This is a genomic window from Exiguobacterium sp. s132 (assembly GCF_018617235.1).
In the GTDB taxonomy this organism is placed as follows: domain Bacteria; phylum Bacillota; class Bacilli; order Exiguobacteriales; family Exiguobacteriaceae; genus Exiguobacterium; species Exiguobacterium profundum.
In genome coordinates, this window is sequence record NZ_JACSJU010000001.1 from 1,080,617 (window position 1) to 1,106,483 (window position 25,867).

Consider the following 25,867-nt stretch of genomic DNA (forward strand, 5'->3'; position numbering starts at 1 on the left):
CCTTAACGCACGAGTCGGTATGCTGCATATTTTGGTAACGTATCAAGTAGTTCTGGAGAATCAACTTCCCCGTATTGCCAACGTCGGACCGGTTCTGCGAATCGTCCGACTCCTACTGGTTCTGCCCGCGGCGTATCAAGCGGATTTGATGCAACGATTGGGAGAAACTCCCCTTCCATCGTTCGAATCCCAAATTCAAACACATATGTCGTATTCGGGTCGAGAGGGCGAACGAACCAGCTGTTCGTCATTTCAGGAAGATCGAATGTATAGGAGCGGTTTGCGTGACCGCTATTGTAATCAAGTAACGTAACATCAAGGATGCGAAACGCCTTCGGCAATTCTTCCCAGCGTCGCATAAATTGAAGCGCTAACGTTTCTTTCACGAGATCAGATACTTCCCAGCATACATACACTGAGTTTGGAGACTGTACGACCGCATGCATAAAGTCCACGTTGTACCGATCGGGTAGCTTCCAGTATCCTTCCGGACCCTTTTCAAGAAGTGGAGAAGTCGACACGTTGGCCGTCTCTTTCGCTGATGCCACTTGTTTGCGTGAGGTCGTCACCGACGTCTTCGCTTTCTTCGTTTCACGCTTTTGTTTCACAGGGGCAACCGCCTCCACTTCCTGTTGCTGATTTCTCCATTTCCGCCATGCGTATTGGACTTTGCCAATCGGGACGTCTAATTCTGCCGCAATCTGTTTTAACGTAAGACCTTGTTGTTTCAAGGACACGATTTTCTCTTCCATCTCTATATGGCTCCCTTCATGTAAAAATCCATGTAGACTATTATTCGCTCCTTGAGTTTGTATTCCTGCCCAAAAAAATAAAGAACAACAGCACTGTTGTTCTTTACCACTAATCTTATTGATTCAAATCATAATGTTTCCCTTTTTCGAGAAAAATTAAATGTTCTCCGAAATTCGTCACATGATCGCCCATCCGTTCGAGGTATCGAGCGATGTTCGAGAATTCGTATACATCGTTCGTCCCCACTGTCATGGCCGGAAGAGAACCGATATATTGTTTAATCACCGTTAGGTTGATGTCATCAATCACGCGGTCCATCTCATTGAGTTCACGTACACGGCTCACTTCACCTTTGCGATAGGCACGTGTCGCTAGTTCAAGCATGTCAATCAACTGCTCGGCCATCTTCTTGAGCGGTTGGATGTCGAGAACATAGGGAACGTGCTCGATTCGTGTCACCGCTTTTGCGATATTTGTCGCATAGTCCGCAATACGCTCTAGGTCTGTCGCTGATTTCATCGTCACAATCAGACGTCGCAAGTCAGTCGCGACTGGCTGCTGTTTTGCGATCAACAGGATTGCTTCATCGTTGATTGTCAACTCCAACTCATCTAACTCGTTGTCGTTCTCAATCACGGTTTTAGCCAATTCAAGATCGTGTTTTTCTAACACTTCGATTGCCGTCGCCGTTTGACGCATCGTCAAGTTTGCCAAACGAACAACCTGATCTTCTAATTCAGTTAACTTCGTATCAAAAAATGTGCGGTTTTGTGCCATCAATCCAGTCTCCTCCTTAACCGAAACGGCCAGAAATATAGTCTTCCGTCCGTTTGTCAGATGGATTCGAGAAAATCTTATCTGTCGCATCGAACTCGACAACTTCTCCATTTAAGAAGAATGCCGTTTTATCCGAAACACGGGCAGCTTGTTGCATGTTATGTGTCACGATGATGATTGAATATTGTTCTTTCAACTCTTGTACCAATTCTTCCACTTTGAGTGTAGAGATCGGGTCAAGGGCTGATGTCGGCTCGTCCATTAAGATGACATCCGGCTCGATCGCTAACGTACGCGCGATACAGAGACGTTGTTGTTGTCCGCCTGAGAGACCGTACGCATTCTCATTCAATCGATCTTTTACTTCATCCCAGATTGCCGCACCACGTAATGAACGCTCGACAATTTCATCGAGTACTTTCTTATTTTTGATTCCGTGCGTCCGCGGTCCGTATGCCACGTTGTCATAGACCGATTTTGGGAACGGGTTCGGTTGTTGGAATACCATCCCGACCGAGGTACGCAAATCTTCCACCTTGTATCCGCGATCGAAGATGTTACGACCATGATACAAGATTTCACCGTTCGTCCGAACCGATGGAACGAGTTCGACCATACGGTTTAGAGTCTTAATGAACGTCGATTTCCCGCACCCAGATGGTCCGATGATTGCCGTGACTTCATTCTTTTTAATATCGAGGTTGACGTCAATCAAAGCCTGGTCTTCTCCATACCACAAGTTCAAATTGTTGACGACATAGGCGCTATCTTTTTTCATCTCAGTCGTTGTCGGTTCTGTCGTAGTTGTGTTCACGTTTTGATCTCCTTTGTTGAGCTCTTGTTGTTTCATCATCTCGAGCTTCCTCCTCATTCATCTGCAAAAAAGACTTAGTGTCGATTTGTATATTTGTTTCGAATATAGATTGCAACCGAGTTCATCGCGATGAGCATCGTCATAAGTACGATGATCCCTGCTGCCGCTAAGTTTTGGAACTCTGCTTGTGGTCGGCTCGTCCAGTTGTAAATCTGAATCGGGAGGGCCGTGAAGTCAGAGAAAATGTTACTCGGTGTTGTTGAAATGAATGTTGCCGCTCCGACCATGATGAGTGGAGCCGTTTCACCAATCGCCCGGGAAACCGCTAGGATAATTCCCGTGATAATTCCTGGTAGCGCCGAAGGTAACACGACGTTAAATGTCGTCTGCCACTTCGATGCCCCGAGTGCTAGCGAAGCGTGTCGTAATTCCATTTTGACTGCTCGTAGCGCTTCCTGTGAGGCCACGATGACAATCGGCAAACTCATGAGACCGAGCGTCAAGGCGCCAGCCATAACCGAGTTCCCTAATTCCATGACTCGAACGAAAATCGTCAATCCAAGTAATCCGAATACGATTGACGGAACGCCTGCCAAGTTCGAAATGTTGACTTCAATAAACGAAGTCATGCGATTTTTCGGAGCGTATTCTTCCAAGTAAATTGCCGCTCCAACACCGATGACAAACACCATCGGTACGATCAATAGCATGAGCCATAACGACCCAATCAACGCAGGATATAATCCAGCCTGTTCAGGACGGCGCGACGGGAAGTTGCGCAAGAAATCGAGGTCGACCCATCCTGCGCCCTTTGACACGATGTCATAAATCAACGTCGATAAGACAACGAGCGCAAAGACAAGTCCCGCCAAAAAGATGTACTTAAATATTTCATTCAATTGTAAACGTCGTTTAATTCGTTGAGACACGGTCTCACGATTCATCAAGTTCTTCGTATTCTTGAACTCACTGTTCGGTAAAGCCATATTAGTACTCCTCTCTGAAGCGGCGCGTCACCCAGTTTGCGAATAAGTTCATCAATAGGGTAAAGACGAACAACAACGCACCGACCGCATAGATACTGTAATATTCGATTGTGCCGTAACCTGCATCACCTTTGGCGATTTGAACGATATACGCTGTCATCGTCTGAATCGCATTGAGCGGGTTGAACTCGAAGTTCGGCTGTGAACCACCAGCAATGGTTACAATCATCGTCTCCCCAATCGCACGGCTCATTCCGAGAACGATAGAGGCGATGATTCCAGACGTCGCAGCAGGCATGACAACTTTCGTTGCCACCTCAAGACGTGTCGCACCTAAACCGAGTGCACCGTCCCGAATTTTCTTCGGAACAGCACTCATTGCATCCTCAGAAATCGAGGCAATCATCGGAATAATCATAATCCCGACGACAATCCCTGGGCTTAGTGCATTGTAAATTTGAAGTCCTGGGATGAGTGCTTGCAGAATCGGTGTAATGAATGACAGGGCGAAGAAACCGAATACGATGGTCGGCACACCGGCCAACACTTCTAGAATTGGTTTCAATACACGTCGTGCCCGTTCAGAGGCGTATTCACTTAAATAAATCGCAGACGCCAAACCGAGTGGGACGGCTACAATCATCGCAATCACAGTAATTTGGAGTGTTCCCATGACAAGGGCCCATACCCCGAAGCGCTGATCTGCACTAAGTGGGTACCATTCTGTCGATCCTAAAAATTCTGCGACAGGGACTCGTTCAAAGAACTTGAATAGCTCAAAGCCTAGTGTGAACGCAATACCAATGGTCGTGACGACCGATACGAATGCGCTCAAGAATAATAAGAACGGCATGATTTTATCAAACACGTTCGTCGTACTATATTTCTTTTGTTTATTTTGTTGAATCATCTCTCGAATCGAAAGCTTATTGTTCGGTTCATTCATCTCGTGTATCGCTCCCTACCTCTTCATACTAGAAAGCATGGCGAGAAGGCGAGACCGTGTCTCACCTTCTGCCACCTATCATCTTATTCTCCAGCGATTTCGTCGATCATCTTCATGTTTTCGTCGTAACGCGCTTGTTCCATACCGACATATCCTACTTCTTCAGAGAGCGCACCTGCGTTTTCGTTCATGAAGCGTGCGAATTCTGCAACTTGCTCTTTGTCTTTCAACGAAGCGTTGTTGACGTACGTGTAGATTTCACGTGAGAGTGGATAAGAAAGATCATTGATTGTTTCTGGAGTTGGCTCTACACCCTCGACTGCCATGGCACGAAGCGTGTCTTGGTTTTCGATGTAGTATGCATATCCGAAGAATCCGATTGCACCTTCCGTTCCAGCTACACCCGTGACGAGGACGTTGTCATCCTCTGACAATTGTGCGTCTTCACGAATGTCCGTATCGTCAAGAACGGCTTCATTGAAGAAGTCAAATGTACCTGAGTCTTTACCTGGTGCGAAGAATGAAATCTCCTCATCTGGCCAGTCAGAGCGAACGTCTTTCCATGTTTTTACGCTTGTGTCCGTCCACATCTTATTCAATTCTTCAATCGTGATATCTTGTGCCCAATCGTTCGCTGGGTTTACAACGAGCGAAAGTCCATCAAGTGCAACCGAGAGTTGCGTGAATTCCACACCGTTTTTCTCAGCTTCGGCTGCTTCTTCTTCTTTGATTTCACGTGATGCGTTCGAGAAGTCTGTCTCTCCCGTCACGAAACGTTTGAAGCCACCACCCGTACCAGAGACACCGACTGTCACTTCAACTTCTGGTTGTTCAGCTGAAAATTCTTCTGCGACTGCTTCCATGATTGGGAATACAGTTGATGATCCATCCATGACCACTTTTCCTGAGAGCGCATCGCCGCCTTCAGCAGCGCCACCTTCTTCATTGTTCCCACAAGCAGCACCTACGAGTGCGACTGAAGTGATTGAAGCGAGTAAAGCTGATTTTTTCATCCAAGACATTTGTGACGTCCTCCTTGAGTTTGCTTTGATTTTTGTTGTGGATTTGTTGTTCTGTCCTACAATTAATATCCTAATGAACTTCTATTAACGAGAAATAAACGGAACGTAAAAGAATTGTAAAGACAAAAAAAGAAGTCACCGAAGTGACTTCTTTTACTGAAGCATTGCATTGACGTCTTCTAGATTAAAGTAAGCTTTCATGATGTCGTGCGCGACACGCGTATTGATTCCTTCCGCCTCAAGTCCAGGCATGATGATCGCCCAAGCGATTTCCGGATCATCGAACGGTGCCCAACCGACATGGTTTGAGTTCAATGTCTTAATCGGTTCTCCGTTCGCATTTCGTTTCGCCTGACCATCTGCCCCTTCCGCGATTGCTTGAGCAGTTCCGGTTTTACCTGCAGCCGTCATACCGGTCTCCTGTAAAATGCGAGACGAACCGGACGCAGATTCAACCCCTTGACGATATCCTTCACGGACACGTTGAATGTATTCATCCTGGATATCGACTTTATTCAACGCATTCGGTTGGAACGTGCTCACGACTTGCTTATTGTTCTCATCAAGCGAACCCGGCTCAATGATTTCTTTCAGCAAGTGTGGTTGTACACGATAGCCACCGTTCGCCAATGCTGACGTATATTGCGCCAATTGAATCGGAGTATAAGAAATATACTGTCCGATCGACATATCCATTAGAAGCGTGACGCGGTCCGGGATGCTACGGAATCCGGTCGACTCAAACGGCAAGTCGATCCCTGTTTCGATTCCGAGACCGAATTGTTTATAGTAGTGTTCCATCGTTTCGAACGCCTGCGTGACATTTTCCCCGACAATTTGACCTGTCGAGTAATAATCAGCCAGACGCAAAGCAATTTGGAACATATAGATATTCGATGACATCGCGAGTGCATCTAAGTCGTTGATGTTCCCCATATTCCGGTAGGAAGCTTTCACTGACGAACCAATCCGAATCGGAGCATCATAAATATATTCTCCCGGTTTCACGACACCTTCTTCGAATCCATAGGCGACCGTCGCCCCTTTGATGGTTGATCCGATTTGGCTGGCGCGAAGAACCGTTCCGGTCGATACATCCTTGAATTCGTTCGTTTCCAAATCGAGTTCTTGTCCAGATAAGGCGAGCAATTCACCCGTTTGTGGATTCATGACGACAGCGAATGCTCGGTCGAAATGAGGACTTCCAGAGCGCCCTGCGCGAATCGCCTTTTTCAAGATCTCATCGATTTCTTTTTGGAACTCGATGTCGGTCGATAAGACGATGTCTTTCCCTGGATTCCCACTCACTCGTGTCGGTTCACCGACCGGCTCCCCTTTATACGTCGTGAACACATCATAGGCCGGCGTTCCCCGAAGGACGTCTTCATACTGTTGTTCCAAGTAGGAGGTACCAACCCGGTCGTTCAACCCGTAACCCTTCGCCTGATAAGATGCACGTTGTTCCGCCGGAATTTGACGATAACTTCCTAGGAAACTCTTGAACGTCTCATCATACGGATAATCCCGTTGATAGTAAGGTTCGACACTCACTCCAGGCAACTGCTCTAAGTTCTCTTCGATGACCGCCATCTCTTTCGGGCTTGCACCGATTTTGATGACCTGTGGGTCGAGTGCATAGCCACTCTCCATATTGTGTTTAATGGCGATGATTTCTTCTGTCGCATCATCAAACGTGATCTCTTCTTCGGTGATTGAATCAAGCAAGAGCCGGTCCACGTCTTGGTTAGACAATGCGGCTCGCTCCTCTTCCGATAATTCTTCCAATAACGCTTGAGTCCGTTCTTGCGCCAATTCCGGATTCGTTGCAATCCAGTAATCCTTTCGGTCTCGCTCCGTCATTTTACGGTCTTCTTTTGGAATGTCGACGATTTCCGCCAATTTTTTCGCGACGTCTAAACGTTCATCCGTCTTTGTCACTTGAGAGCGGCGATACATGACCGAGTAGTTTGAAATCGTATCCGCCAGCACTTGACCGTTCCGGTCGTAGATTTTACCTCGCGGCACTTCATATTTGATTTTACTCGACTCCGTTTTCTGTACTTCCCGAGCAATCAGTTCACCATTCACGATTTGTACGACACCCAATCGAAAAATGAGGGTCGCAAATAGAATGAAGACGATGAAAAATAGTAAATTTAAGCGTAACGGTAAGTGGTTTCGCCGTTTTTTCGGCACTTTTACCCGATTTTTTGCCAAGTCCGTTTACTCCCTCCACGTTCATTTCCTTCTATATTATAGAGGACAGGAATCCCTGTCGTTTTGTCCGAATTTCACTATATCATAATTTGTTTACAAATTAATGAAAACCACAAAAAAACCCGAGATTCGTATAAGAACCCCGGGTAAGACCAGTTTATTTTGCGTCAGCGTATAATTTCGCCACATAATCCCAATCGATGACATGGAAGAATGCGTTGATATAGTCAGGACGACGATTTTGGTAGTTCAAGTAGTACGCATGTTCCCATACATCAAGACCGAGGATTGGCGTAACACCTTCCATGATTGGTGAGTCTTGGTTTGGTGTAGACGTGACTTCGAGTTTCCCGTTCTTCACGACGAGCCAAGCCCATCCTGAACCGAAACGAGTCGTTGCAGCTTTCGTGAATTCGTCTTTGAACGCATCAAAGCTACCGAACGACTCATCGATTGCAGCAGCGAGATCGCCAGACGGTGTGCCGTTCTCATTTTTCTTCAAGAGCTTCCAGAAGAACGAGTGGTTCCAATGACCTCCACCGTTGTTGCGGACAGCTGTTTGAATGTCAGCAGGAAGCGAATCGATTTTTTGAAGCAAGTCTTCGAGTGAAGAGTACTCCACATCTTTTCCTTCGAGTGCATTGTTTACGTTTGTGACGTAAGTGTTGTGGTGTTTCGTGTGGTGGATTTCCATCGTGCGTGCATCAATGTGTGGTTCGAGTGCATCATATGCGTAATCAAGTTGTGGTAATTCAAATTTAGCCATTACTAAAATCCCCCTTAAAAGTGTTTTGAACAACGTTCGTCTTAAATGTAACAGATATGTGACGGTCGACTCAATTGTAATGCTTTATTCGACATCTTCTTCTGGCAATGCCCAAACTGAAATCGACCCCGCCGACACTTTAAATACCCCAAATCCCTCTTCATCAATCTCAATTCGATCATTCAATGTATTCGTTAAATCGACCCATGTTTCACCGGCACGTTCTTCCCCGACAAACATTCTCTTTTCAGATTCATCAGAAGTTGAAATGAGGACGGCACATCCGGAACGTTCGATTTCCTCCACACCTTTTCGTACCCACCCGATGACGTTTGCATCATCAAAGTAATCATCCTGCTCCCCGTACGCTTTCTCTCGGCGCGCATATAGGAGCGTATCAATGGCGAGCTTCATCCCATCAGTCGGGTGAGGACCGTCTATACCGTAGTAATCGCCATAGAAGACACATGGATAACCATCTTTACGAAGTAAGACAAGACCATAGGCGATTTGCTTGAACCAATCTTTCACCCATGACTCAAGCGCCTCCTCGGGTTGTGAATCGTGATTATCTACGAACGTCACGGAATGAAGCGGGTGTGACTGAACGAGCGTATCATCAAAAATGGTTCGCATGTCAAACGCGGCCCCTTCCTCCGAGGCTTGATGTAATTTGTAATGGAGCGGGACATCGAATAAATCGACATGGTAATCGATATTATCGAGAAATTCACGACAGGCATCAAGGTCAGATTTCCAAAACTCGCCGACAAAATAGAATTGGTCACCTTTCTCTTCCCGCATCGTCTGACTGAACTCTTTTACAAAGTCATAGTTGATGTGTTTAATGGCGTCAAGACGGAATCCATCACATTTCGTCTCCTCGATGAACCATTTCCCCCAATTCAACACTTCTTCACGCACATCGGGATGGTGGTAATCGATGTTCGCAAACATTAAATAGTCATAGACACCGAATTCATCGTCGACGTTATCATTCCATCTTTTGTTTTCTCCAACAATAAAGAAAATACCGGAACGATCAGTCGCCGCATCATAATCCGTTCCGTTAAAGTGCGTGAAGTCCCATTTGAATGAAGAGTATTTCCCATCACGAGCTTCGTAATCAAATTTTGTCCATCCCTCGATTTCGAACGCTTCATCTGAAAGGACTTTCGTACGGTCGTCGGGATCTACTTCTAACACTTCAAACTTCTCGGTCGCATCCGCCCCGGCTTTATGGTTCATGACGACATCCATATAAATCTGCATCCCGAGTTCTTGTTGGCAATAGGCTGTCGCTTCAAGTAGTTCTTTTTTCGTACCGTATTTCGTGGCAATCGATCCTTTTTGATCGAACTCACCCAAATCATATAAGTCATAGATTCCATAACCGGTATCTTGATCACTTTGCCCTTTTGTGACAGGTGGTAGCCAAAGTGCAGTGATTCCTGCTTTATTTAAGTCGGCTGCTCTCTCTTTTAGTCGCTTCCAATGCTTTTGATCTGCCTCGACATGCCATTCAAAAAATTGCATCATGGTGTGGTTTCGTTCCATTTTGTCCGCCTCATTTCATATTTTTCAAAAAACAAAATGCTAACGAGTATTTACCCAGCAATTTTAGATTGAAAACAAAAAAGCGACGTTCACATTGTGACGTCGCTTACGAATGGACCCTGTAGGACTTGAACCTACGACCGGACGGTTATGAGCCGTCTGCTCTAACCAGCTGAGCTAAGGGTCCTTATAAATAGCGGCGGAGGGAGTCGAACCCACGACCTCACGGGTATGAACCGTACGCTCTAGCCAGCTGAGCTACACCGCCATGTTGTTATACAGTAATAATATACTGAATATGTCTTGGAGTGTCAAGGAGTATTCCTTGCCGAATAAGAAAAAGCACCCCAAATTTCATTTGGAGTGCTTCTGATTTATACGGTTACTTCGTTTGCATCTTCAAGTGTGATTTCCGTGATGTTCATAGCATGGTCACCGATTCGCTCCAAGTTCGAGAGCATATCGACGAAGAACATACCTGCTTGTCCATCGCAAGCACCCGTGTTCAAACGAACGACGTGGTTCTTACGGAATTGACGCTCGAGCATGTCGAGTTTCGCTTCCATTTCAATGACTTTACGTGCTTCAATCATGTCGCCGCTCCCCAACGTTTGAAGAGATTTCTCTAATGTCGCACGTGTGAGGTCGTACATTTCAGTCAATTCTTTTTGTGCATCTGCCGAAAGCGTCACTTTCGTAGCTGTCTTATAATCAATCAACTCGATGATGTTCTCAACGTGATCACCGATTCGCTCGATATCGTTGATGGCATGCATGAGTGTTTTGTGTTCTTGAGATTCTTGTTCTGTCAAATCAACAGCAGCCAATTTCACGAGGTAATCTGTAATTTTCGCATTCAACGAGTTCAATGCTTCTTCGATATGTGCCGACTTTTCAGCGTGCTTCTTGTCGCCAGTCGTCAAATAGTTGCGTGCTTCATCGAGACCGAGTTTTGCGAAATCTCCCATGCGGATGACTTCGTATTTCGCTTGCTCGACTGCAATCGATGGTGACTGTTGAATGAAGATCGGGTCTAAATGTTGTGCTTTCGTATCGACGATTGAGTCTTCACCAGGAACCAACTTCGTCACGATCCAAGCAATCGTTCCGATGAACCAGAACTGGATGAAAGTGTTGACGACGTTGAACGTACCGTGTGCGAATGCGATTTGCATCTTATCTTCAATCGCCAAGAGTTCTGTGATCCAATAGATATAGTTTGTGAACGGAACTAACAAGATCATAAAGATTGTCGTACCGATCAAGTTAAAGATGACGTGTGCCGCTGCTGCACGACGTGCGGCAACTGATGCACCAATCGATGCCAAAATCGCTGTGATCGTTGTTCCGATGTTATCTCCGAACAATACCGGTAAAGCAGCACCTAAATCGATGGAACCACCAGCATATAGTTCTTGCAAGATTCCGATCGTCGCAGACGATGATTGAACAATCACGGTAAATACTGTACCAACGATAACACCGAGGAACGGGTTGTCACTCATTGATTGCGTCAAGTCGATGAAATATTCACTTGAACGAAGTGGTTTCATCCCACTTCCCATTAATTCAAGTCCATAGAACAACATCCCGAAGCCAAAGAAGATTTGACCAAGGTGTTGTAATTTTTCTTTTTTAAAGAAGAACAACAATACTGCACCGATTGCAATGATTGGAAGCGCATATGCACCAACATCGAATCCGATGATGAACGCCGTCACCGTCGTCCCGATGTTCGCCCCCATGATGACCCCGATTGCTTGACGGAGTGTCATGAACCCGGCGCTAACAAGTCCGACCGTAATGACGGTTGTACCTGAAGATGATTGAATCAATACAGTAACGATAATCCCGGCGAGTACCCCAAGGAATGGATTCGTTGTATACTTATCAAGGATGTCTCGCAGGCGATTCCCTGCAGACTTTTGGAGTCCGTCTCCCATCGATTTGATCCCGAAGAGGAAGATCCCTAGACCTCCAAAAAACATGAATAACATTTCTTGCAAATTGTATTCCACGATTTTTGTACTCCTTTTAATTAAGAATTGGTTGGATTTGCTTGGTTTTTAATGCCCTACTCATTATGCCTTCATCGGTAGTATCATGTAAACACGTTTAATGTAAAAGTTTTATTAAAACACTGTACCACTTCATGCATCTTATCGACTTCTGTAATACAACAGATTGGAGTTTTTAGTATGTTGTCCACTATTTTGACGTTCCTTCGGACAAGTCTTGTCCCATCTAAGCAAGTATTGCGTCTTCGTTTAGCCCCGCTCCATGCCTATATGGGAGCCACTCTCGTGTTGACGCTTCTGATCACTGTCTTGGACTTTATTGTGATTCGTCCTGATTTTTTCGTTCCGATGTGGCTATTCTTACACGGATTCGCCATTTTCTTTTTCTATTTACTTTGGGTCGCCATCATGGCTTTATATGTTCAGTTGGTTACAAAAGTCTACTCGAAAAACATGTGGGCCTACCGTCAAGCTTGGCCATATGCCGTGGCGATGACATTCGTCCCTACCGTTATATTAGTGGTGTTGTACCACATGAACCCGTCTCTTATATGGATTGGTTTCATCATTGGACTCGGATATATCACCTACCCTTTAACGAAAGTGCCAAAAAAAAAATAACGACAAGCGTCTTCGTAAACGCTTGTCGTTATTTTTATGCCGGAGAAAGTTCCTCGAGCGTCTGATTCAGTGCTTCACTTTGGTCACTCAAGTCAGTACCTGCAGACTGTAAGGCAGACTGCACATTGGACCATCGTTCGACACCGTCGTTCAGCTCGAATAACTTTCGTTCGAGTAACGAACTGATTTCTCGCAACCGCTCATTCGATTCGATTAATTGCAAGAGCTGTCTCCCCGTATGTGACGTTTGATCCGAGATGGACTGAAACTCATCTAACTGAACTTTGATTTCATGATCGATTGTTCCGATTCCTATCTCTACTCGATAAACAGCATCTTTTAATAGATGCACTTCTTTGATAAAGTCATTGACTTCAAACAACAGGTCCTTTCGTTCTTCGTTCAATGCTTCGATTGCATCTACCGCGAGAAGTGTCGCTTCATTCGTCATTTTTGCTAACTTCCCAACTTCATTGGCAACAACAGCAAATCCTTTACCATGTTCTCCTGCGCGGGCTGCCTCAATCGATGCGTTAAGCGACAACATCTTCGTAGCTGTCGACACCGATAGGATACTCTTTAGCGCCTCATCCGCTTTTGAAGAGTTCGACTCACTCTCTTCAAGCTTTTGTTGAATACTCTCCACTTGTTGCTCAACATAATCACTCGCCTCTTTCACAGAATAGAACGTTTCAAGTTCTTCATGTAATATGGATTTCAGTCGATTGCCACGGTCGTCCACACTCGAAATTTGATGTTCCAGCATTTCGATTTGTTGTGTCACTTCTCTCATTTTGAATGTAGAATCGCTTGTCACCGACTGATATGAATGACTCGTATGTTCTACCGTAACCGCAACTTCACGGAATTGTTCAACCTGATGATGGCTGTTCATCAGTTCTTGTTGGAAGATTGGAAGACTTTGATGAAATGCACTCGCTGTCTTCCCCATCATATCCATGGACTGATTCCATAATTGAATGAACGTGTTGAACTCGGTTTCGAGTATATGGATTTCTTTGGATTTCGCTCCAAGTGCCACGTCATCGAAACGACGCGTTTCAACGGCACGGCGCAATGAATGGGCCAATACACTCAACGGTTTGACTTCACGATGAATCAATCGCGAAAAGAGGATGGCCATCCCAATCATCGCAATGAATAAAATGAACGTGATATATTTTCGCAGTTCAGTCATTGGACCAAGCGCAGATTCTTTCGTGACAACGAGAACGTAATCTGCTTTTAGCTCAGGGATCGAGACCGATGCCATTAGTAAACCATCTGTCTCTTCTACTTCAGATGTTGTCGTTTGTGAAACTTTCCCTACAATCTGCTCTGTTTTCATTCCTTTTGACCCACTCAATTGCTCAACAGACTCTCCACGTACTAAAAATTGCGCTGCTTCAAAATCATCTCCCGATAGAATAGAAGCTTGTTGCATATAAGTAGATTTTAATGACCGGTTGAGTTGCTTCTCGTTTGCTACATATGCACTGTACGACGTCTTCACCGATTCTCGCATGACCGTAACTTCTCGCATAAGGCGCTGCTCGATTTCTGCGGACAATAGTTGTTCAGACTTTAGGGCGAACCAGCTAAACGTCACGATAAAGACAAGTAATATGATTGGCATGAGCGTCCATTGGAGGCGGTGCCCTATTTTAAAATGACGATTTAGTCGAGCGTTTCGTCCCGTACCCTTCATTTGATTGCGCTTGAAATTCATCTTCACGTTAAGCCACCTCTTTTTCTAATCTCGCCTATATATCGGTCTTGAGACGGTGGAAAATTATGAAGTAGATGTTAAGATAGCGTTAGAGTTTGTAAAGAGCACACATCCGTCACGCATCCTAGATGCTTTTTCACATTCTTTTCGTTATGATAATGAAGAAACCTTATCATCTTAAATCGATTGGATTCTTTCCAAAAGAAGGAGATTACGTATATGTCAGAAATTTTGCATCGTTCATTAACACGTCCGGTCCGCGTCGGTAACTTGATTATCGGAGGATCGAACGAAGTCATTATTCAATCTATGACCACTACGAAAACGCATGACGTCGAGGCAACAGTCGCCGAAATCAAGCGTCTTGAGGAAGCTGGTTGCCAAGTCGTTCGCGTGGCTTGTCCAGACGAACGTGCAGCTGACGCACTTGCAGAAATTAAGAGCCGCATCAATATCCCGCTCGTCGTCGACATCCACTTCGACTACAAGCTTGCTTTAAAAGCCATTGAAAGTGGCGTCGATAAAATCCGGATTAACCCGGGTAACATCGGTCGTCGTGAGAAAGTAGAGGCCGTCGTCAATGCGGCGAAAGCAAAAGGGATTCCAATTCGAATCGGTGTCAACGCCGGCTCATTAGAAAAACAATTCCTTGAAAAGTATGGATATCCGACCGCGCAAGGTATGGTCGAGAGTGCGATGCACCACGTGAAGATTCTCGAGGATCTCGGCTTCTATAACACGATCATCTCGCTCAAAGCTTCAGACGTAAACCTTGCACTCGAAGCCTACACACTCGCTGCGAAGACGTTTGATTATCCTCTTCACGTCGGCATCACAGAGTCAGGTCCACTCTTCTCCGGTTCACTTAAATCGGCTGCAGGACTCGGTGCGATTCTCTCTCTTGGAATCGGTTCAACAGTTCGAGTTTCACTTTCAGACGACCCGGTTGAGGAAGTAAAAGTTGCGAAAGAAGTGCTCAAGTCATTTGGACTTGCAGCAAATGCCGCGACTTTGATCTCTTGTCCAACATGTGGACGAATTGAAATCGATTTGATTTCGATTGCAAAAGAGGTAGAAGAATACATCCAAAACATCAACGTCAACATTAAAGTTGCCGTTCTCGGATGTGCGGTAAACGGTCCTGGTGAGGCTCGTGAAGCGGACATCGGAATCGCAGGCGCACGTAATGAAGGACTTCTCTTCCGTCACGGAAAGATCATCCGTAAAGTGCCTGAGGCGACGATGGTCGAAGAATTGAAAAAAGAAATCGATGCGATCGCTGCTGAAAAAATGGCGGAACGTGAGCGCGAAGAACAAGAGCTCGCAAACCAATCAAATTAATGAATCTCATGCCCGTACGGTTGCAACCGTACGGGTTTTTGATAGAATAGAGGGCATGTGAGGAGGAGTGATGAGATGCGAATCGGCATTGATTTGGATGGAACCGTTACAGATCCTAAAAGTTGTTTTATATATATGAATGAATCACTCGGCTATTCGATTGACTATCATCGTGCGACCGAGTACGAGTTGCACACGTATACGACGATGGAGCAACATGAATTTTGGAAGTTTATGATTGAAGAGGGGCATGAAGAAGCGATTTACCGTCGTTCACTTCCGCACTCTGATGTGTTGGATGTGTTATGGGAATTAAAGCAGCAACATCACCTGCATTACGTCACCGCCCGAAGTGAGGCGGTTCGACCGGTTACCGAAGAATGGATCAAACAGCATCGTTTGCCCCTTGATTCGTTGGTCATGACCGGTTCTCACGATAAAATCAATGTCGTCAAAGACTTGTCACTCGAACTGTTTATGGAAGACCGGTATGAGAATGCCATCTCGATTCATGAAGAAACGTCAATTCCAGTACTCCTATTCGACGCACCCTATAATCGTAAGACGTTACCTGAAGGCGTAACTCGCATTTCGACATGGCGTGAGGCGTATCACCATGTCGCGCAATTGGAGAAACAAATCGTTCTACAGCAACGTTAAAAGGCAAGCCCGACACAATCGGGCTTGCCTTTTAAATTCGTCCGAGCTCTTCGATTATATCGCTTGCGAGTACACTTGCGGGGTGTATACTCTGGCTAATCGACTTGGCAGCGAGCGCATGCCATAGCACCGCTTGCTCGTTCGGTGCCGAAGGCTTTTTTCTTCTAGCCCATAGCGCAAGTAGGATTCCGGTCAACACGTCCCCACTTCCACCTTTCGCTAACGCCGATGCTTCAACGGTATTGACGGCACCTGTTCCGTCAGGTGTAACGATGATCGTATACGTTCCTTTTAAAATCAAATGGACTCGGTGTTGCTTCGCGAACTCACAAGCGATGGAAAACCGATCTGCCTCGATCTCTTCAACCGATTTTCCGGTCAATCTTGAAAATTCACCTGGATGCGGTGTCAGCGTAAGCGGCCCCCGGGTTTCCAATCGTTTCGTCGATAGTGCCCCAGCGTCCAAGATGACAGGACAAGACTGCTGTTTTGCGTATTGCCAAATGAGATTCAACGCTTCCCCTTCGACCATACCGGGACCGATGGCAAGTGCATCGTACGGTTGTTCCACCACATCGGTGTGTTGCTGATACATCGCCTCAGGCAGTGTTGAGATAAGCGGGATCGCTTCACGTGGAATGGAGAGACGTAATAAGCCGATACCAGAACGAGTTGCAGCACGACCACCCAAGAATGGCGCACCGAGAAAATGACGACTCCCCCCGATAAGCATCCCGTGTCCATATGTCGTCTTATGACTGAATTGGTCGCGCTCCAAAAGAGATCGATCGAAATCAGTTTCGGTCAACACCTTCCAATCGGATGTATGTCGGAGTCCGATATCAATCCGTTCCACTTTGCCATAGAATGGAGCAGTCCGATTTAAGAATGTCGAACGTTTGAAACCGTGTAACGAATACGTATACGTCGCCCGTATCGCTATATTATCAAAGTCTCGAGCATGATCACTCGGTATGCCTGATGGTACATCAATCGAAATGACAGGCGTCGATTGACGATTCACCCATTCAATCACTTCCCGCGCTTGACCAGTCACGGGACCGGACAACCCAACGCCAAACAAGGCATCAATGATGATATCTGTTTGGATTGGCCGTTCCACAAGGCGAAGGAATGAAGATGCATAGGAAGCATGGATTGCAGCCGCCTCCGTTTGACTTTTCCCTAACGGTGACCACACGCTGACCTCATGCCCTTTCATAGCAATCTCTCGAGCTACGACCCAACCGTCCCCACCGTTGTTGCCTGTGCCACAAATCACCAAAATGGTAGACTGCGAATCGATTCGAATGTGAGGCACAATCGCCGAGGCCGCTCGCTCCATCAACACCTCTTCGGGCATCCCATTTTGAATCGCTGTGCGATCGATCTGCTTAATCTCAGCAGCTGTATAGATCATCTAACCTCCCCCTTCGATACAAAAAAGGGATTGAATCAAATCAATCCCTTTTGCTTACATTCTTTACAATACCCATATATCTCAAATTTATGATCGACCACTTCAAATTCAGGGTCGAGCGCCTCTACAAAGCGCATCGGACATAAATCGAGCAGTTTCGTCTTTCCACAGCTCCGACAAATCAAATGATGATGGTGATGTGCCGCACTGCAGGTGACTCGAAAGGATTTCTCACCATCGAGTTCCGTCGCTTCAAGTAATCCTTCCTCCGCAAACGACTTCAAATTTCGATACACCGTATCAAAACTCATCGTCGGATGTTTGTCTCGCATGTACTCGAGTACTTCCTTCGCACTGATATATCGGTCTTCTTCAGAGAGATAAGCATACATTTCAAGACGTTTCGGCGTCACTTTTAAAGAAGATGCACGAAGACGATTCAATTGTTCAGTCTCATTCATGTTGTACCTCCTTTTTCTTAAAACTCATGACTTTCTCGAACGCCATGACGGCTGCTAAAATACCGACTGCTATCAATACGATAACACCGCCCGGAGCGACATCGAGATCATACGCAAGGACAAGTCCACCGATTGTCGCGACCTCTCCGAAGATGATGGACCACATAATGGTCTGTTTGAAACTCGAAGTAAAGCGTAGCGCCGCTGCGACGGGTAACGTAATCAAACTAGATACGAGAAGTGTTCCAACAATTCGCATGCTGACGGCAATCACAAGCGCTACAATGAACATGAATAAAAGGTGAAGCATCGTACTCGGTAATCCTGACACTTTTGCCTGTTCTTCATCAAATGACAAGAACAGCAACTGCTTATAGAAAATAAGAATCACAAAGGCCGTCAAGACGGCTACACTGACAATCAATGTGATGTCCGATTGACTCACAGCTGAAATCGATCCAAACAAGAGTGTGGACAAGTCGACCGAGAATCCTCGTGATAGCGAGATAAAGATGGCACTAAGTCCCATTCCTGCGGACATCATAATCGGAATGGATAGTTCCTGGAAGTGCACATATTTACCTCGAAGCCAATTGAGTCCTAACGCAGCCAATACAGAGATGAGCGTTCCCATATACAGTGGGTTCAGGTCAGCGAATAGAGCGATATATTGTCCGAGAAATAAACTGAACGAAATTCCGGCAAGCGTCATGTGTGACAATGCATCGGCAATCAAGCTCATCCGTCTCACTACAATGAATGAACCGATGAGCGGTGCGGTAAACCCGATCACAAGTGCTGCAATGAACGCATAACGTAAAAAACTATATGTCCAAAGATCTGTGATCATGTCGTTCCCTCGTGAACAAGAACTTTGACAGGATAAGGTTTGATGGACGATGCGAGTTCTCCGAGCTCGCTATATTCTCTCAGTCCACAATTGCATGCTAATCGTCCGCGGTCGAGATGGACGACTTTCGTGACAAGATCGGTCACCACGTTTAAATCGTGGGTGACGAGGACGAACGTACAAGTCGTATGTTCACGAAGCATATGCAAGACTTCATAAAAATCTTGTAAGTGTTTTTGGTCCACGCCGACGGTCGGCTCATCGAGAATCAATAGATCAGGCTGGTTGACCATCGCCCGAGCGATAAAAACACGCTGTTGTTGCCCACCGGACAGATCTCCAATTTTCCGATGACGAAACTGCCACATGTTGACCGTTTGTAACGCATTTTGAATCGCTGCCTGGTCTTCCATTTTTAAACGTTTGAATAAACCGAGACGTCCATATCTGCCCATCGCAACAACTTCTTCGACGGTAACCGGGAATCCCGAGTTAAAGGAAGCCGCTTTTTGGGAAACGTAACTGATACGAGACTTGTCTTTAAACTGCGAAATGGGCTTGCCGAACAATTCGACCGACCCTTGTTGCGGGTTCAGTAATCCAAGAATGGTTCGAATCAAAGTCGACTTCCCAGAACCGTTTTCTCCAACGATTGCGACAAAGTCCCCTTGTCGAATATCAATCGATACGTTTTGTAAGGCTGGTGTCCCATCATAGAAGTAAGACACCTCGTTTAATTTGACGACAGATGTAGTCATCTAATCCCTTCTCTCATATGTTAAATCGTAATCATTTCTACTTTCTAGGCGTTTGTATTATACAGAATATCACGCATACCTTCAAGCAAGACCGGTTTCATCTAGCCAAATGGTGAACTACTCGCCACTTATCTGTTTCACAAATTGAAGTGGGAGCTTCTTGGGAAGACCGTACTTTTACTAGCCACGGTTATGGACCAAGCTCGTCGGGCAGTCCCTGCCCTGAAGGATTTGTCAGTCAGCCAACATCAATAGGTTGATGCTCGCGTTGATGTCACGGTCATGATTCGCGCCACAGGCACACGTCCATTCACGGACATCCATCGCCTTCTTCTCGCCTTTCACGCCACAAGAAGAACAGATCTGCGTCGATGCGAACCAGGGGTCCGCCTTAATGAGCGTCCGTCCGTAGAAGTTTGATTTGTACTCGAGTTGACGGACGAACTCGTACCAACTGACATCTGCAATCGCTTTGGCGACCTTGTGGTTCTTCATCATGTTGTTCGACTTCAATGTCTCCACGACGATGACTTGGTTCTCGTCAACGATCCGTCTCGACAGCTTGTGAAGGAAGTCCTTACGTTGATTCGTGATCTTTTCGTGTTTCTTAGCCAAAAGTAATTTGGCTTTTTCACGATTCTTGCTCCCGATCTTCTTGCATGACAAAGCGCGCTGCGCCTTCTTGACCTTCGCTTCGGATTTTCGGAGAAAGCGAGGGTTGTCGACCTTCTCGGAGACCATCGCATCGTTCGTCATGACGGCGAAGTGTCCTATACCGAGATCGATCCCGACCTTGTTCTCGGCTGGAATCCATGGTTCATCGTCCTGTTCGACGAGGATGGAGATGAAGAACTTACCCGTCCTCGTCATCGAGACCGTCGCCGACCGGATGACGCCCTCGAACGGACGATGTTGTGTGAACCGCACGAACCCGACCTTCGGCAGCCGAACCTTGCCCGCCTCGATGCGGATCGTTCCGTGCTGGTTGTTCGTCGTGTAGGAGGCGCGTGAACGTCGTCTCGATTTGAAGTTCGGGAAGCCGCCCGTCCCGGCGAAGAACTTCGCGAACGCGGTGTCGAGGTTCAGCTTCGCGTTCGCTAGCGCGAGGCTGTCCGCCTCGGCGAGGAACGGGAACAGGGGCTTGAAGGAGGCGGGTGTCGCCGGTTTCCGTCTCGTTCCGTTCCCCGCTTTCGCCTCCTCGCGGATGGCGATGCGGTCCTCGAGCAGCTTGTTGTAGATGAACCGGGCGCAGCCGATCGTCTTAATCAGGAACTCGGCCTGTGCCGGCGTCGGGTGGAGCCTGTATTTATAGCCTTTCAGCATGTCCGTCCCTCCTCCCTCCAGCAGATCGTGATATGTTCTCCTCATCCGATACCGCGGAGGGAGAGGGAGAATCTGACGTAATCACGAACTTTTGTTCGTCATATCTGTCACAAGGGAAAAAAGTTTTGGACCGGGCGATTCATCACCCGCCTACGCCGGGCTTCGCCCCGAGACGCTTAGAGGAGGGAGAATTCTCGCCTGATTTTGTTAAAATTAACGTAAATCGTATGTTCGTTCAAAACCTTGTCGATTACACTAGTATTATGAAGGGGATGGTTTTATGGAAAAGAAACTGGCAGTTATTGATATCGGATCCAACTCGATTCGAAACGTCATCTTCGAAGTGAACGAGGAAGGACAATACTTCGAACGGTTAAATGTGAAAGAAGTCGCGCGATTGTCCAGCCATATTAGTGATGCGAATGAAATGACTGAAGAAGGAATCGCTTCACTCATCGATACGTTACGTCACTTTAAAGAGTTAAACGACCATCATCACGTTACTGATGTGCTCCCAGTAGCGACAGCAGCCATTCGAAACGCAAATAACTCAGATGAGATTTTGCAGAATGTCAAACAATCTACTGGGATGACCATCCGCCTGTTGAGCGATTACGAAGAAGCATTTTACGGATATTCGGCCATCGTCAACTCTACCTATGTGGAAGATGGATATTCTGTCGATATTGGTGGGGGATCAATGGAAGTCACATATTTTCAGAACCGCGAACTCGTCTTCTATCATAGTTTCCCTTTCGGTGCCGTGACGTTAACGAAAGAATTCATGAAAGATGAGACGATGACGAAAGACGAGCGGAAAGCGTTGACCGCATACTTAAAGAAGGCATTCAAGGAAATTGAATGGCTCGAACCACACGGTGTCCCTCTTGTCGGTGTCGGCGGGACGGCTCGTAACTTAGTCCGGGTCGAACAGACCATATCGAACTTCCCGCTTGAAGGAATCCATCAGTATACGATTTCTGCTGAACAATTGGAGGACGTCATAGATGAACTCGTCGGAATGTCGAGCAAACAACTCGGACGTTTGGATGGGCTGTCAAAAGACCGGGTCGACATCATCGCGCCTGCCGTGACAGCAATCGGCGAACTCGCTAAATATTTGAAAGTACCTGAGTTCACGATGAGTAACAATGGACTCCGTGAAGGTCTCTTCTATGAAAACTATTTACATGAGCATGATAAAGTTCGTTTTGCCGATGTGAAAGAAGAAAGTTTTCGTCATTTTGAAAAACAATACGACGTGAACCCGACTCGTCATCAACATCTCATCCGATTGGCTAGACAGTTGTATACCGGATTAATTGAAGTGAAGGCGATTAAACCGAAACCATTTGAGCCTGGTCTTCTTGAAGGTGCCTGCCGCCTTGCCTATGTCGGTGAATATATCGATCACAACAATAAAAGTGACCACACGTTCCATCTGATTACCACAAACGATTTCAAAGGACTAAACAACGAGGATCGACTCGCTCTTGCCCTCGTCACATCCTTCAAATCAAAACGAGTATTGGAACAACATATCGAGGCTTTCCCGAAATGGTTTGATCAAAAGTTATTGAAGAGTTTGGAGCTACTCGGGTCGATTGTGAAACTCGTCGATGCCCTCGACTTGACGGAGCGTCAGATCGTGACGGACATCCATGTTGCTAGTACAAAGGACGGTCTCACACTTACGCTAGATACGAATGGTTCTGCACGTTTTGAGTTGCAGCGAAGCACTCGCCATAAAAAGCATTTAGAACGCGCAATTGATCAATCGATTGAGATTGTCTTGAGCGAGGAGGAGTAACCATGTCCGAATATACGAATGAACATTTTAACAACCGTGAACTCAGCTGGCTCGACTTTAACGAGCGTGTCCTCGAGGAGGCGATGGATGAACGAAATCCATTGATGGAACGATTGAAATTTTTGGCGATTTTCAGTTCTAACCTTGATGAATTTTATATGGTACGAGTCGGTGGATTGAAAGATGAGGTCCTCGCCGGGTTCAATCGTCCGGAAGATAAGACGGGCCTCACTCCAAAACAGCAGATCAAGTCCATTTCGATGCGAGCGCAAGAACTCGTCGAGACACAATATGCGACATATAAAAAAATCACGAAACAGCTATCGAATCAGCACGTTCGCTTCTTACGGACGAAACATTTGAACAAGACCCAACAAGACTTCGTGAAAGAGTACTTTCGAACGCACGTATTCCCTGTCCTGACACCGATTGCAGTCGATGCCTATCGTCCGTTCCCAATGCTCTTATCCAAGTCACTGAACATTGCTGTCGAGATTGCCTCGAATGGCGAAGGAAAAAAACGACTCGCCCTCGTTCAAGTGCCATCCGTTCTTCCGCGGTATCTGGAACTACCTACTGATGATGAAGAACATACCGATTTGATTTTACTTGAGGATTTGATCATTCAATTCATCGACTCACTCTTCAAAGGATTTGTCGTCGAGTCCACGATGCCATTCCGAATTACGCGGAACGCGGACATGCCGTTTCACGAAGAGGGCAGTCGTGACGTCTTGAAACAAATTGAGAAAGAATTGAAGAAGAGAAGATATGGGGTTGCCATCCGACTCGAGGTACAGCAACGATCGTTACGAAAAGAACTTTTGTTCATGCTACAAGACGTCCTTGACTTACATGACCGGGATATCTTTATTGTCGACGGTCCGATCGACTTGACCTTCCTGTTTGGGATCTACAATCAGATCGGGATGGAATATGATGACATGATCAATGAAACGTTGATCCCATTTATCCCAGAAGGTCTTGAATCGGGCAAAGATTTATTCCAAAGTATCGCTAAACAGGATTATCTGCTCCATCACCCGTATCATTCATTCGATCCAATCGTCCGTTTTATCGTTCAAGCCGCCAAAGACCCGAACGTCTTGGCAATCAAGCAGACACTCTATCGCGTCTCCGGGGACTCTCCCATCATCAAAGCCTTGACTGATGCAGCCGAGAGCGGAAAACAAGTCACTGTCCTCGTCGAACTAAAAGCACGTTTTGATGAAGAAAAAAACATTCAATGGGCGAAGCAACTTGAGAAAGCCGGAGCTCACGTCATCTACGGCTATAAAGAACTGAAGACACACTCAAAAATCACCCTCGTCGTTCGCATTCTAGAAGGTGGTGTGTTGCAACGGTTCATTCATCTTGGTACCGGTAACTATAACGATTCGACCGCCAAGCTATACACAGACATTGGGCTCCTCACGACAAATGAAGAACTCGCTGAAGATGCAACGAACTTTTTCAACTGGTTATCCGGTTATGGGGAACGACCATCTTGGCATCAGTTCGAGACGTCGCCTGACGACATGAAAGACTTCTTCTTGAATAAAATCGATGATGAGATCAAACTGCATGAAAAGTACGGCAACGGTCGCATCGTCGCTAAGATGAACTCGATCACGGACCGGGCCATCATCACAAAATTGTATGATGCTTCGTCCGCGGGAGTGAAAATCGATTTGATTGTCCGAGGCATTTGTTGCTTACGACCGGGAATTAAAGGGGTCTCTGAAAACATCAAGGTCATCTCGATCATCGACCGATATCTCGAACATTCCCGAATCTTTTATTTTTACCAAAATGGAAAAGAAGACTTGTACTGTTCCTCTGCGGACTGGATGACACGAAATATGAAAAAACGGATCGAGATACTCTTCCCTATCTTGAACGCATCACATAAAACATACATCAAAGATATGATGGCCCTTCAACTCGTCGATAATGTGAAAGCAAGAAGACAACGTTCTGACGGTCGCTATGTATACGTGAAACGAGAGACCAACGAGGAAGAGATTCAATCTCAAATTATCATCCATCAATATACGGGTGGTCGATGGAACAACATACCTAGCGTATTCGAACGAGAACCGTCAAATTGGGCGGAACGCGAAGTGCTCCGCCTTCGGGCCGAGAACGAGAAAATGACAGATGACTGATGTTAGACTTCTCAAATAAGAAAACTCGTTGTATAATAAATTCGATTCAGTTATTATGAAGCGCTTTCATTTAGAGACGGAGGAATTATTTATGCAGGAGATTTTATTATCATTACTCGCCGGCTTGATTTGTGGTGCCATCTTCACCGCACTCAAACTGCCACTGCCTGCCCCACCGGTATTGCCAGGAGTTGTTGGGATTTTCGGGGTATTCCTCGGAATGAAGGTTTATCAATTTGCTGTAGCGAACTGGCCATTCTAATAAAAGATGCCCTCGAAAAAGGGCATCTTTTATTATTTAGTCTAATGTATGAATGGCTTTATGACAGGTCGGACAAACCCAGATGCCACGTTCCTCTGTCAAGTGATACTCAATCAAGTGATACGCCTCTTGCCCAAAGCGTTCAGCTAGGTCTTCATGACAGTTCGCACAAGTCGTCACGTTCGACTTTGGTGCTAGAAGTTTTTCTCGAAACAAGTGCGCCTCATATGACGCTTTCGTCCATTTAGACGATGGTACATGATAGCCGTCATTCCATTTTGTTCGAATCGACTCGTACGGTTCATCCCCCTCATACATTCCCACTTGCAAGAGCGGATGATGAAAATGAAGTTGTAACAGGTCGACTAAGGAATACAGCGCTATCCCTTCCTGTTTCTCTCCGAGCCAATACGGATCGTCTGGTCGCTCAATCGTCTCTTCAAGTAACACCTCTGCTTCCGCCACGATGCCATGCCCCATCACTTCGATAAATGCTGTCGGTGTCGTCACGGACCCCTTTACATAAACCGGACTTTGTTCAAGAAAATAAGTCGGGAATGCGTTCCAGACATCATATCGCTTTGGATCGACTTGTAGGACGTTCATCG

At 46.2% G+C, this 25,867-nt stretch carries 23 protein-coding genes and 2 tRNA genes; 6 read left to right on the forward strand and 19 right to left on the reverse strand.

The features are described 5' to 3' along the window. Window positions 1-2: 2 nt before the first annotated feature. The 12 genes from KNO78_RS05585 to KNO78_RS05640 all read right to left on the reverse strand — a co-directional run bounded on the left by KNO78_RS05585 (window position 3) and on the right by KNO78_RS05640 (window position 11,856). Window positions 3-752, reverse strand: a complete 750-nt coding sequence (locus tag KNO78_RS05585; protein ID WP_074036660.1) for a DUF4912 domain-containing protein — start codon at window positions 750-752, stop codon at window positions 3-5. A gap of 115 nt (window positions 753-867) precedes the next feature. Beyond that, window positions 868-1,530, reverse strand: a complete 663-nt coding sequence (gene phoU / locus KNO78_RS05590) for a phosphate signaling complex protein PhoU (protein ID WP_214690755.1) — start codon at window positions 1,528-1,530, stop codon at window positions 868-870. Between the two features lie 16 nt (window positions 1,531-1,546). Continuing rightward, window positions 1,547-2,308: a phosphate ABC transporter ATP-binding protein PstB gene (pstB, locus tag KNO78_RS05595; protein WP_251125293.1), complete on the reverse strand. Its 762-nt coding sequence runs from the start codon at window positions 2,306-2,308 to the stop codon at window positions 1,547-1,549. Window positions 2,309-2,418: 110 nt separating this feature from the next. Continuing rightward, on the reverse strand, window positions 2,419-3,330 hold the full coding sequence (pstA, locus tag KNO78_RS05600) for a phosphate ABC transporter permease PstA (protein ID WP_159562479.1): 912 nt from the start codon (window positions 3,328-3,330) through the stop codon (window positions 2,419-2,421). 1 nt (window position 3,331) lies between these two features. After that, window positions 3,332-4,276, reverse strand: a complete 945-nt coding sequence (pstC, locus tag KNO78_RS05605) for a phosphate ABC transporter permease subunit PstC (protein ID WP_012726614.1) — start codon at window positions 4,274-4,276, stop codon at window positions 3,332-3,334. Between the two features lie 83 nt (window positions 4,277-4,359). Then, on the reverse strand, window positions 4,360-5,298 hold the full coding sequence (locus KNO78_RS05610) for a PstS family phosphate ABC transporter substrate-binding protein (RefSeq protein WP_196430860.1): 939 nt from the start codon (window positions 5,296-5,298) through the stop codon (window positions 4,360-4,362). Between the two features lie 153 nt (window positions 5,299-5,451). Continuing rightward, window positions 5,452-7,515, reverse strand: coding sequence for a peptidoglycan D,D-transpeptidase FtsI family protein (locus KNO78_RS05615; RefSeq protein ID WP_214690753.1), 2,064 nt, complete (start codon window positions 7,513-7,515; stop codon window positions 5,452-5,454). A gap of 157 nt (window positions 7,516-7,672) precedes the next feature. Then, a complete protein-coding gene (locus tag KNO78_RS05620; RefSeq protein WP_074033338.1) occupies window positions 7,673-8,281 on the reverse strand; it encodes a superoxide dismutase in 609 nt (202 codons plus the stop codon). 84 nt (window positions 8,282-8,365) lie between these two features. Further along, complete coding sequence (locus KNO78_RS05625) at window positions 8,366-9,838, reverse strand: alpha-amylase (protein WP_196430863.1); 1,473 nt, start codon at window positions 9,836-9,838, stop codon at window positions 8,366-8,368. A 113-nt stretch (window positions 9,839-9,951) separates the two neighbouring features. Continuing rightward, a tRNA-Ile gene (locus KNO78_RS05630) sits at window positions 9,952-10,025 on the reverse strand. A 7-nt stretch (window positions 10,026-10,032) separates the two neighbouring features. Further along, a tRNA-Met gene (locus tag KNO78_RS05635) sits at window positions 10,033-10,106 on the reverse strand. Window positions 10,107-10,212: 106 nt separating this feature from the next. Continuing rightward, window positions 10,213-11,856: a Na/Pi cotransporter family protein gene (locus KNO78_RS05640; protein WP_214690752.1), complete on the reverse strand. Its 1,644-nt coding sequence runs from the start codon at window positions 11,854-11,856 to the stop codon at window positions 10,213-10,215. Window positions 11,857-12,036: 180 nt separating this feature from the next. On the opposite strand from KNO78_RS05640, the gene KNO78_RS05645 reads away from it, so the two are divergent. Next, complete coding sequence (locus KNO78_RS05645; RefSeq protein ID WP_214690751.1) at window positions 12,037-12,477, forward strand: hypothetical protein; 441 nt, start codon at window positions 12,037-12,039, stop codon at window positions 12,475-12,477. A 34-nt stretch (window positions 12,478-12,511) separates the two neighbouring features. Here KNO78_RS05645 and KNO78_RS05650 read toward each other — a convergent pair whose 3' ends face one another. After that, the gene (locus tag KNO78_RS05650) at window positions 12,512-14,206 is read right to left on the reverse strand and encodes a methyl-accepting chemotaxis protein (RefSeq protein WP_251125295.1); all 1,695 of its coding nucleotides are present in this window, start codon (window positions 14,204-14,206) and stop codon (window positions 12,512-12,514) included. Between the two features lie 219 nt (window positions 14,207-14,425). Here KNO78_RS05650 and ispG point away from each other — a divergent pair, with 219 nt between their 5' ends. Both ispG and KNO78_RS05660 read left to right on the forward strand, forming a co-directional pair. Then, window positions 14,426-15,547, forward strand: a complete 1,122-nt coding sequence (gene ispG, locus KNO78_RS05655; RefSeq protein ID WP_012726622.1) for a flavodoxin-dependent (E)-4-hydroxy-3-methylbut-2-enyl-diphosphate synthase — start codon at window positions 14,426-14,428, stop codon at window positions 15,545-15,547. A gap of 75 nt (window positions 15,548-15,622) precedes the next feature. Next, window positions 15,623-16,207 carry a hypothetical protein gene (locus tag KNO78_RS05660; RefSeq protein ID WP_214690750.1) on the forward strand — a complete coding sequence of 195 codons (585 nt, stop codon included), beginning with the start codon at window positions 15,623-15,625 and terminating at the stop codon, window positions 16,205-16,207. A 31-nt stretch (window positions 16,208-16,238) separates the two neighbouring features. Here KNO78_RS05660 and KNO78_RS05665 read toward each other — a convergent pair whose 3' ends face one another. The 5 genes from KNO78_RS05665 to tnpB all read right to left on the reverse strand — a co-directional run bounded on the left by KNO78_RS05665 (window position 16,239) and on the right by tnpB (window position 21,019). Continuing rightward, window positions 16,239-17,627 carry an NAD(P)H-hydrate dehydratase gene (locus KNO78_RS05665; protein WP_214690749.1) on the reverse strand — a complete coding sequence of 463 codons (1,389 nt, stop codon included), beginning with the start codon at window positions 17,625-17,627 and terminating at the stop codon, window positions 16,239-16,241. A gap of 35 nt (window positions 17,628-17,662) precedes the next feature. After that, window positions 17,663-18,088 carry a Fur family transcriptional regulator gene (locus tag KNO78_RS05670; RefSeq protein ID WP_012726625.1) on the reverse strand — a complete coding sequence of 142 codons (426 nt, stop codon included), beginning with the start codon at window positions 18,086-18,088 and terminating at the stop codon, window positions 17,663-17,665. Further along, window positions 18,081-18,938 (reverse strand): metal ABC transporter permease, encoded by an 858-nt coding sequence (locus tag KNO78_RS05675; protein WP_214690748.1) that lies wholly within the window; start codon window positions 18,936-18,938, stop codon window positions 18,081-18,083. Before KNO78_RS05675 ends, KNO78_RS05670 begins: the two co-directional genes overlap by 8 nt. Next, entirely contained in the window at window positions 18,935-19,696 is a 762-nt protein-coding gene (locus KNO78_RS05680; protein ID WP_074036635.1) for a metal ABC transporter ATP-binding protein, read from the reverse strand. The genes KNO78_RS05675 and KNO78_RS05680 overlap by 4 nt, the downstream gene beginning before the upstream one ends. Before the next feature lie 234 nt (window positions 19,697-19,930). After that, complete coding sequence (tnpB, locus tag KNO78_RS05685; RefSeq protein ID WP_214690747.1) at window positions 19,931-21,019, reverse strand: IS200/IS605 family element RNA-guided endonuclease TnpB; 1,089 nt, start codon at window positions 21,017-21,019, stop codon at window positions 19,931-19,933. A gap of 280 nt (window positions 21,020-21,299) precedes the next feature. Here tnpB and KNO78_RS05690 point away from each other — a divergent pair, with 280 nt between their 5' ends. From KNO78_RS05690 to KNO78_RS05700, 3 genes are all read left to right on the forward strand, one after another. Then, window positions 21,300-22,829: a Ppx/GppA family phosphatase gene (locus tag KNO78_RS05690; RefSeq protein WP_074036632.1), complete on the forward strand. Its 1,530-nt coding sequence runs from the start codon at window positions 21,300-21,302 to the stop codon at window positions 22,827-22,829. A gap of 2 nt (window positions 22,830-22,831) precedes the next feature. Then, entirely contained in the window at window positions 22,832-24,997 is a 2,166-nt protein-coding gene (locus KNO78_RS05695; protein ID WP_012726629.1) for an RNA degradosome polyphosphate kinase, read from the forward strand. Window positions 24,998-25,088: 91 nt separating this feature from the next. After that, on the forward strand, window positions 25,089-25,259 hold the full coding sequence (locus KNO78_RS05700; RefSeq protein WP_012726630.1) for a DUF1427 family protein: 171 nt from the start codon (window positions 25,089-25,091) through the stop codon (window positions 25,257-25,259). Window positions 25,260-25,295: 36 nt separating this feature from the next. On the opposite strand, the gene KNO78_RS05705 is transcribed toward KNO78_RS05700, so the two are convergent. Next, window positions 25,296-25,865, reverse strand: a complete 570-nt coding sequence (locus KNO78_RS05705; RefSeq protein ID WP_196430869.1) for a hypothetical protein — start codon at window positions 25,863-25,865, stop codon at window positions 25,296-25,298. Window positions 25,866-25,867: the final 2 nt, after the last annotated feature.

Coding starts and splice junctions, on each gene's coding strand:
- KNO78_RS05585 (WP_074036660.1), bottom strand. CDS start 752: ATGGAAGAGAAAATCGTGTCCTTGAAACAACAAGGTCTTACGTTAAAA.
- phoU (WP_214690755.1), bottom strand. CDS start 1,530: ATGGCACAAAACCGCACATTTTTTGATACGAAGTTAACTGAATTAGAA.
- pstB (WP_251125293.1), bottom strand. CDS start 2,308: ATGAAAAAAGATAGCGCCTATGTCGTCAACAATTTGAACTTGTGGTAT.
- pstA (WP_159562479.1), bottom strand. CDS start 3,330: ATGGCTTTACCGAACAGTGAGTTCAAGAATACGAAGAACTTGATGAAT.
- pstC (WP_012726614.1), bottom strand. CDS start 4,276: ATGAATGAACCGAACAATAAGCTTTCGATTCGAGAGATGATTCAACAA.
- KNO78_RS05610 (WP_196430860.1), bottom strand. CDS start 5,298: ATGTCTTGGATGAAAAAATCAGCTTTACTCGCTTCAATCACTTCAGTC.
- KNO78_RS05620 (WP_074033338.1), bottom strand. CDS start 8,281: ATGGCTAAATTTGAATTACCACAACTTGATTACGCATATGATGCACTC.
- KNO78_RS05625 (WP_196430863.1), bottom strand. CDS start 9,838: ATGGAACGAAACCACACCATGATGCAATTTTTTGAATGGCATGTCGAG.
- KNO78_RS05645 (WP_214690751.1), top strand. CDS start 12,037: ATGTTGTCCACTATTTTGACGTTCCTTCGGACAAGTCTTGTCCCATCT.
- KNO78_RS05650 (WP_251125295.1), bottom strand. CDS start 14,206: ATGAATTTCAAGCGCAATCAAATGAAGGGTACGGGACGAAACGCTCGA.
- ispG (WP_012726622.1), top strand. CDS start 14,426: ATGTCAGAAATTTTGCATCGTTCATTAACACGTCCGGTCCGCGTCGGT.
- KNO78_RS05660 (WP_214690750.1), top strand. CDS start 15,623: ATGCGAATCGGCATTGATTTGGATGGAACCGTTACAGATCCTAAAAGT.
- KNO78_RS05665 (WP_214690749.1), bottom strand. CDS start 17,627: ATGATCTATACAGCTGCTGAGATTAAGCAGATCGATCGCACAGCGATT.
- KNO78_RS05670 (WP_012726625.1), bottom strand. CDS start 18,088: ATGAATGAGACTGAACAATTGAATCGTCTTCGTGCATCTTCTTTAAAA.
- KNO78_RS05675 (WP_214690748.1), bottom strand. CDS start 18,938: ATGATCACAGATCTTTGGACATATAGTTTTTTACGTTATGCGTTCATT.
- KNO78_RS05680 (WP_074036635.1), bottom strand. CDS start 19,696: ATGACTACATCTGTCGTCAAATTAAACGAGGTGTCTTACTTCTATGAT.
- tnpB (WP_214690747.1), bottom strand. CDS start 21,019: ATGCTGAAAGGCTATAAATACAGGCTCCACCCGACGCCGGCACAGGCC.
- KNO78_RS05690 (WP_074036632.1), top strand. CDS start 21,300: ATGGAAAAGAAACTGGCAGTTATTGATATCGGATCCAACTCGATTCGA.
- KNO78_RS05695 (WP_012726629.1), top strand. CDS start 22,832: ATGTCCGAATATACGAATGAACATTTTAACAACCGTGAACTCAGCTGG.
- KNO78_RS05700 (WP_012726630.1), top strand. CDS start 25,089: ATGCAGGAGATTTTATTATCATTACTCGCCGGCTTGATTTGTGGTGCC.
- KNO78_RS05705 (WP_196430869.1), bottom strand. CDS start 25,865: ATGAACGTCCTACAAGTCGATCCAAAGCGATATGATGTCTGGAACGCA.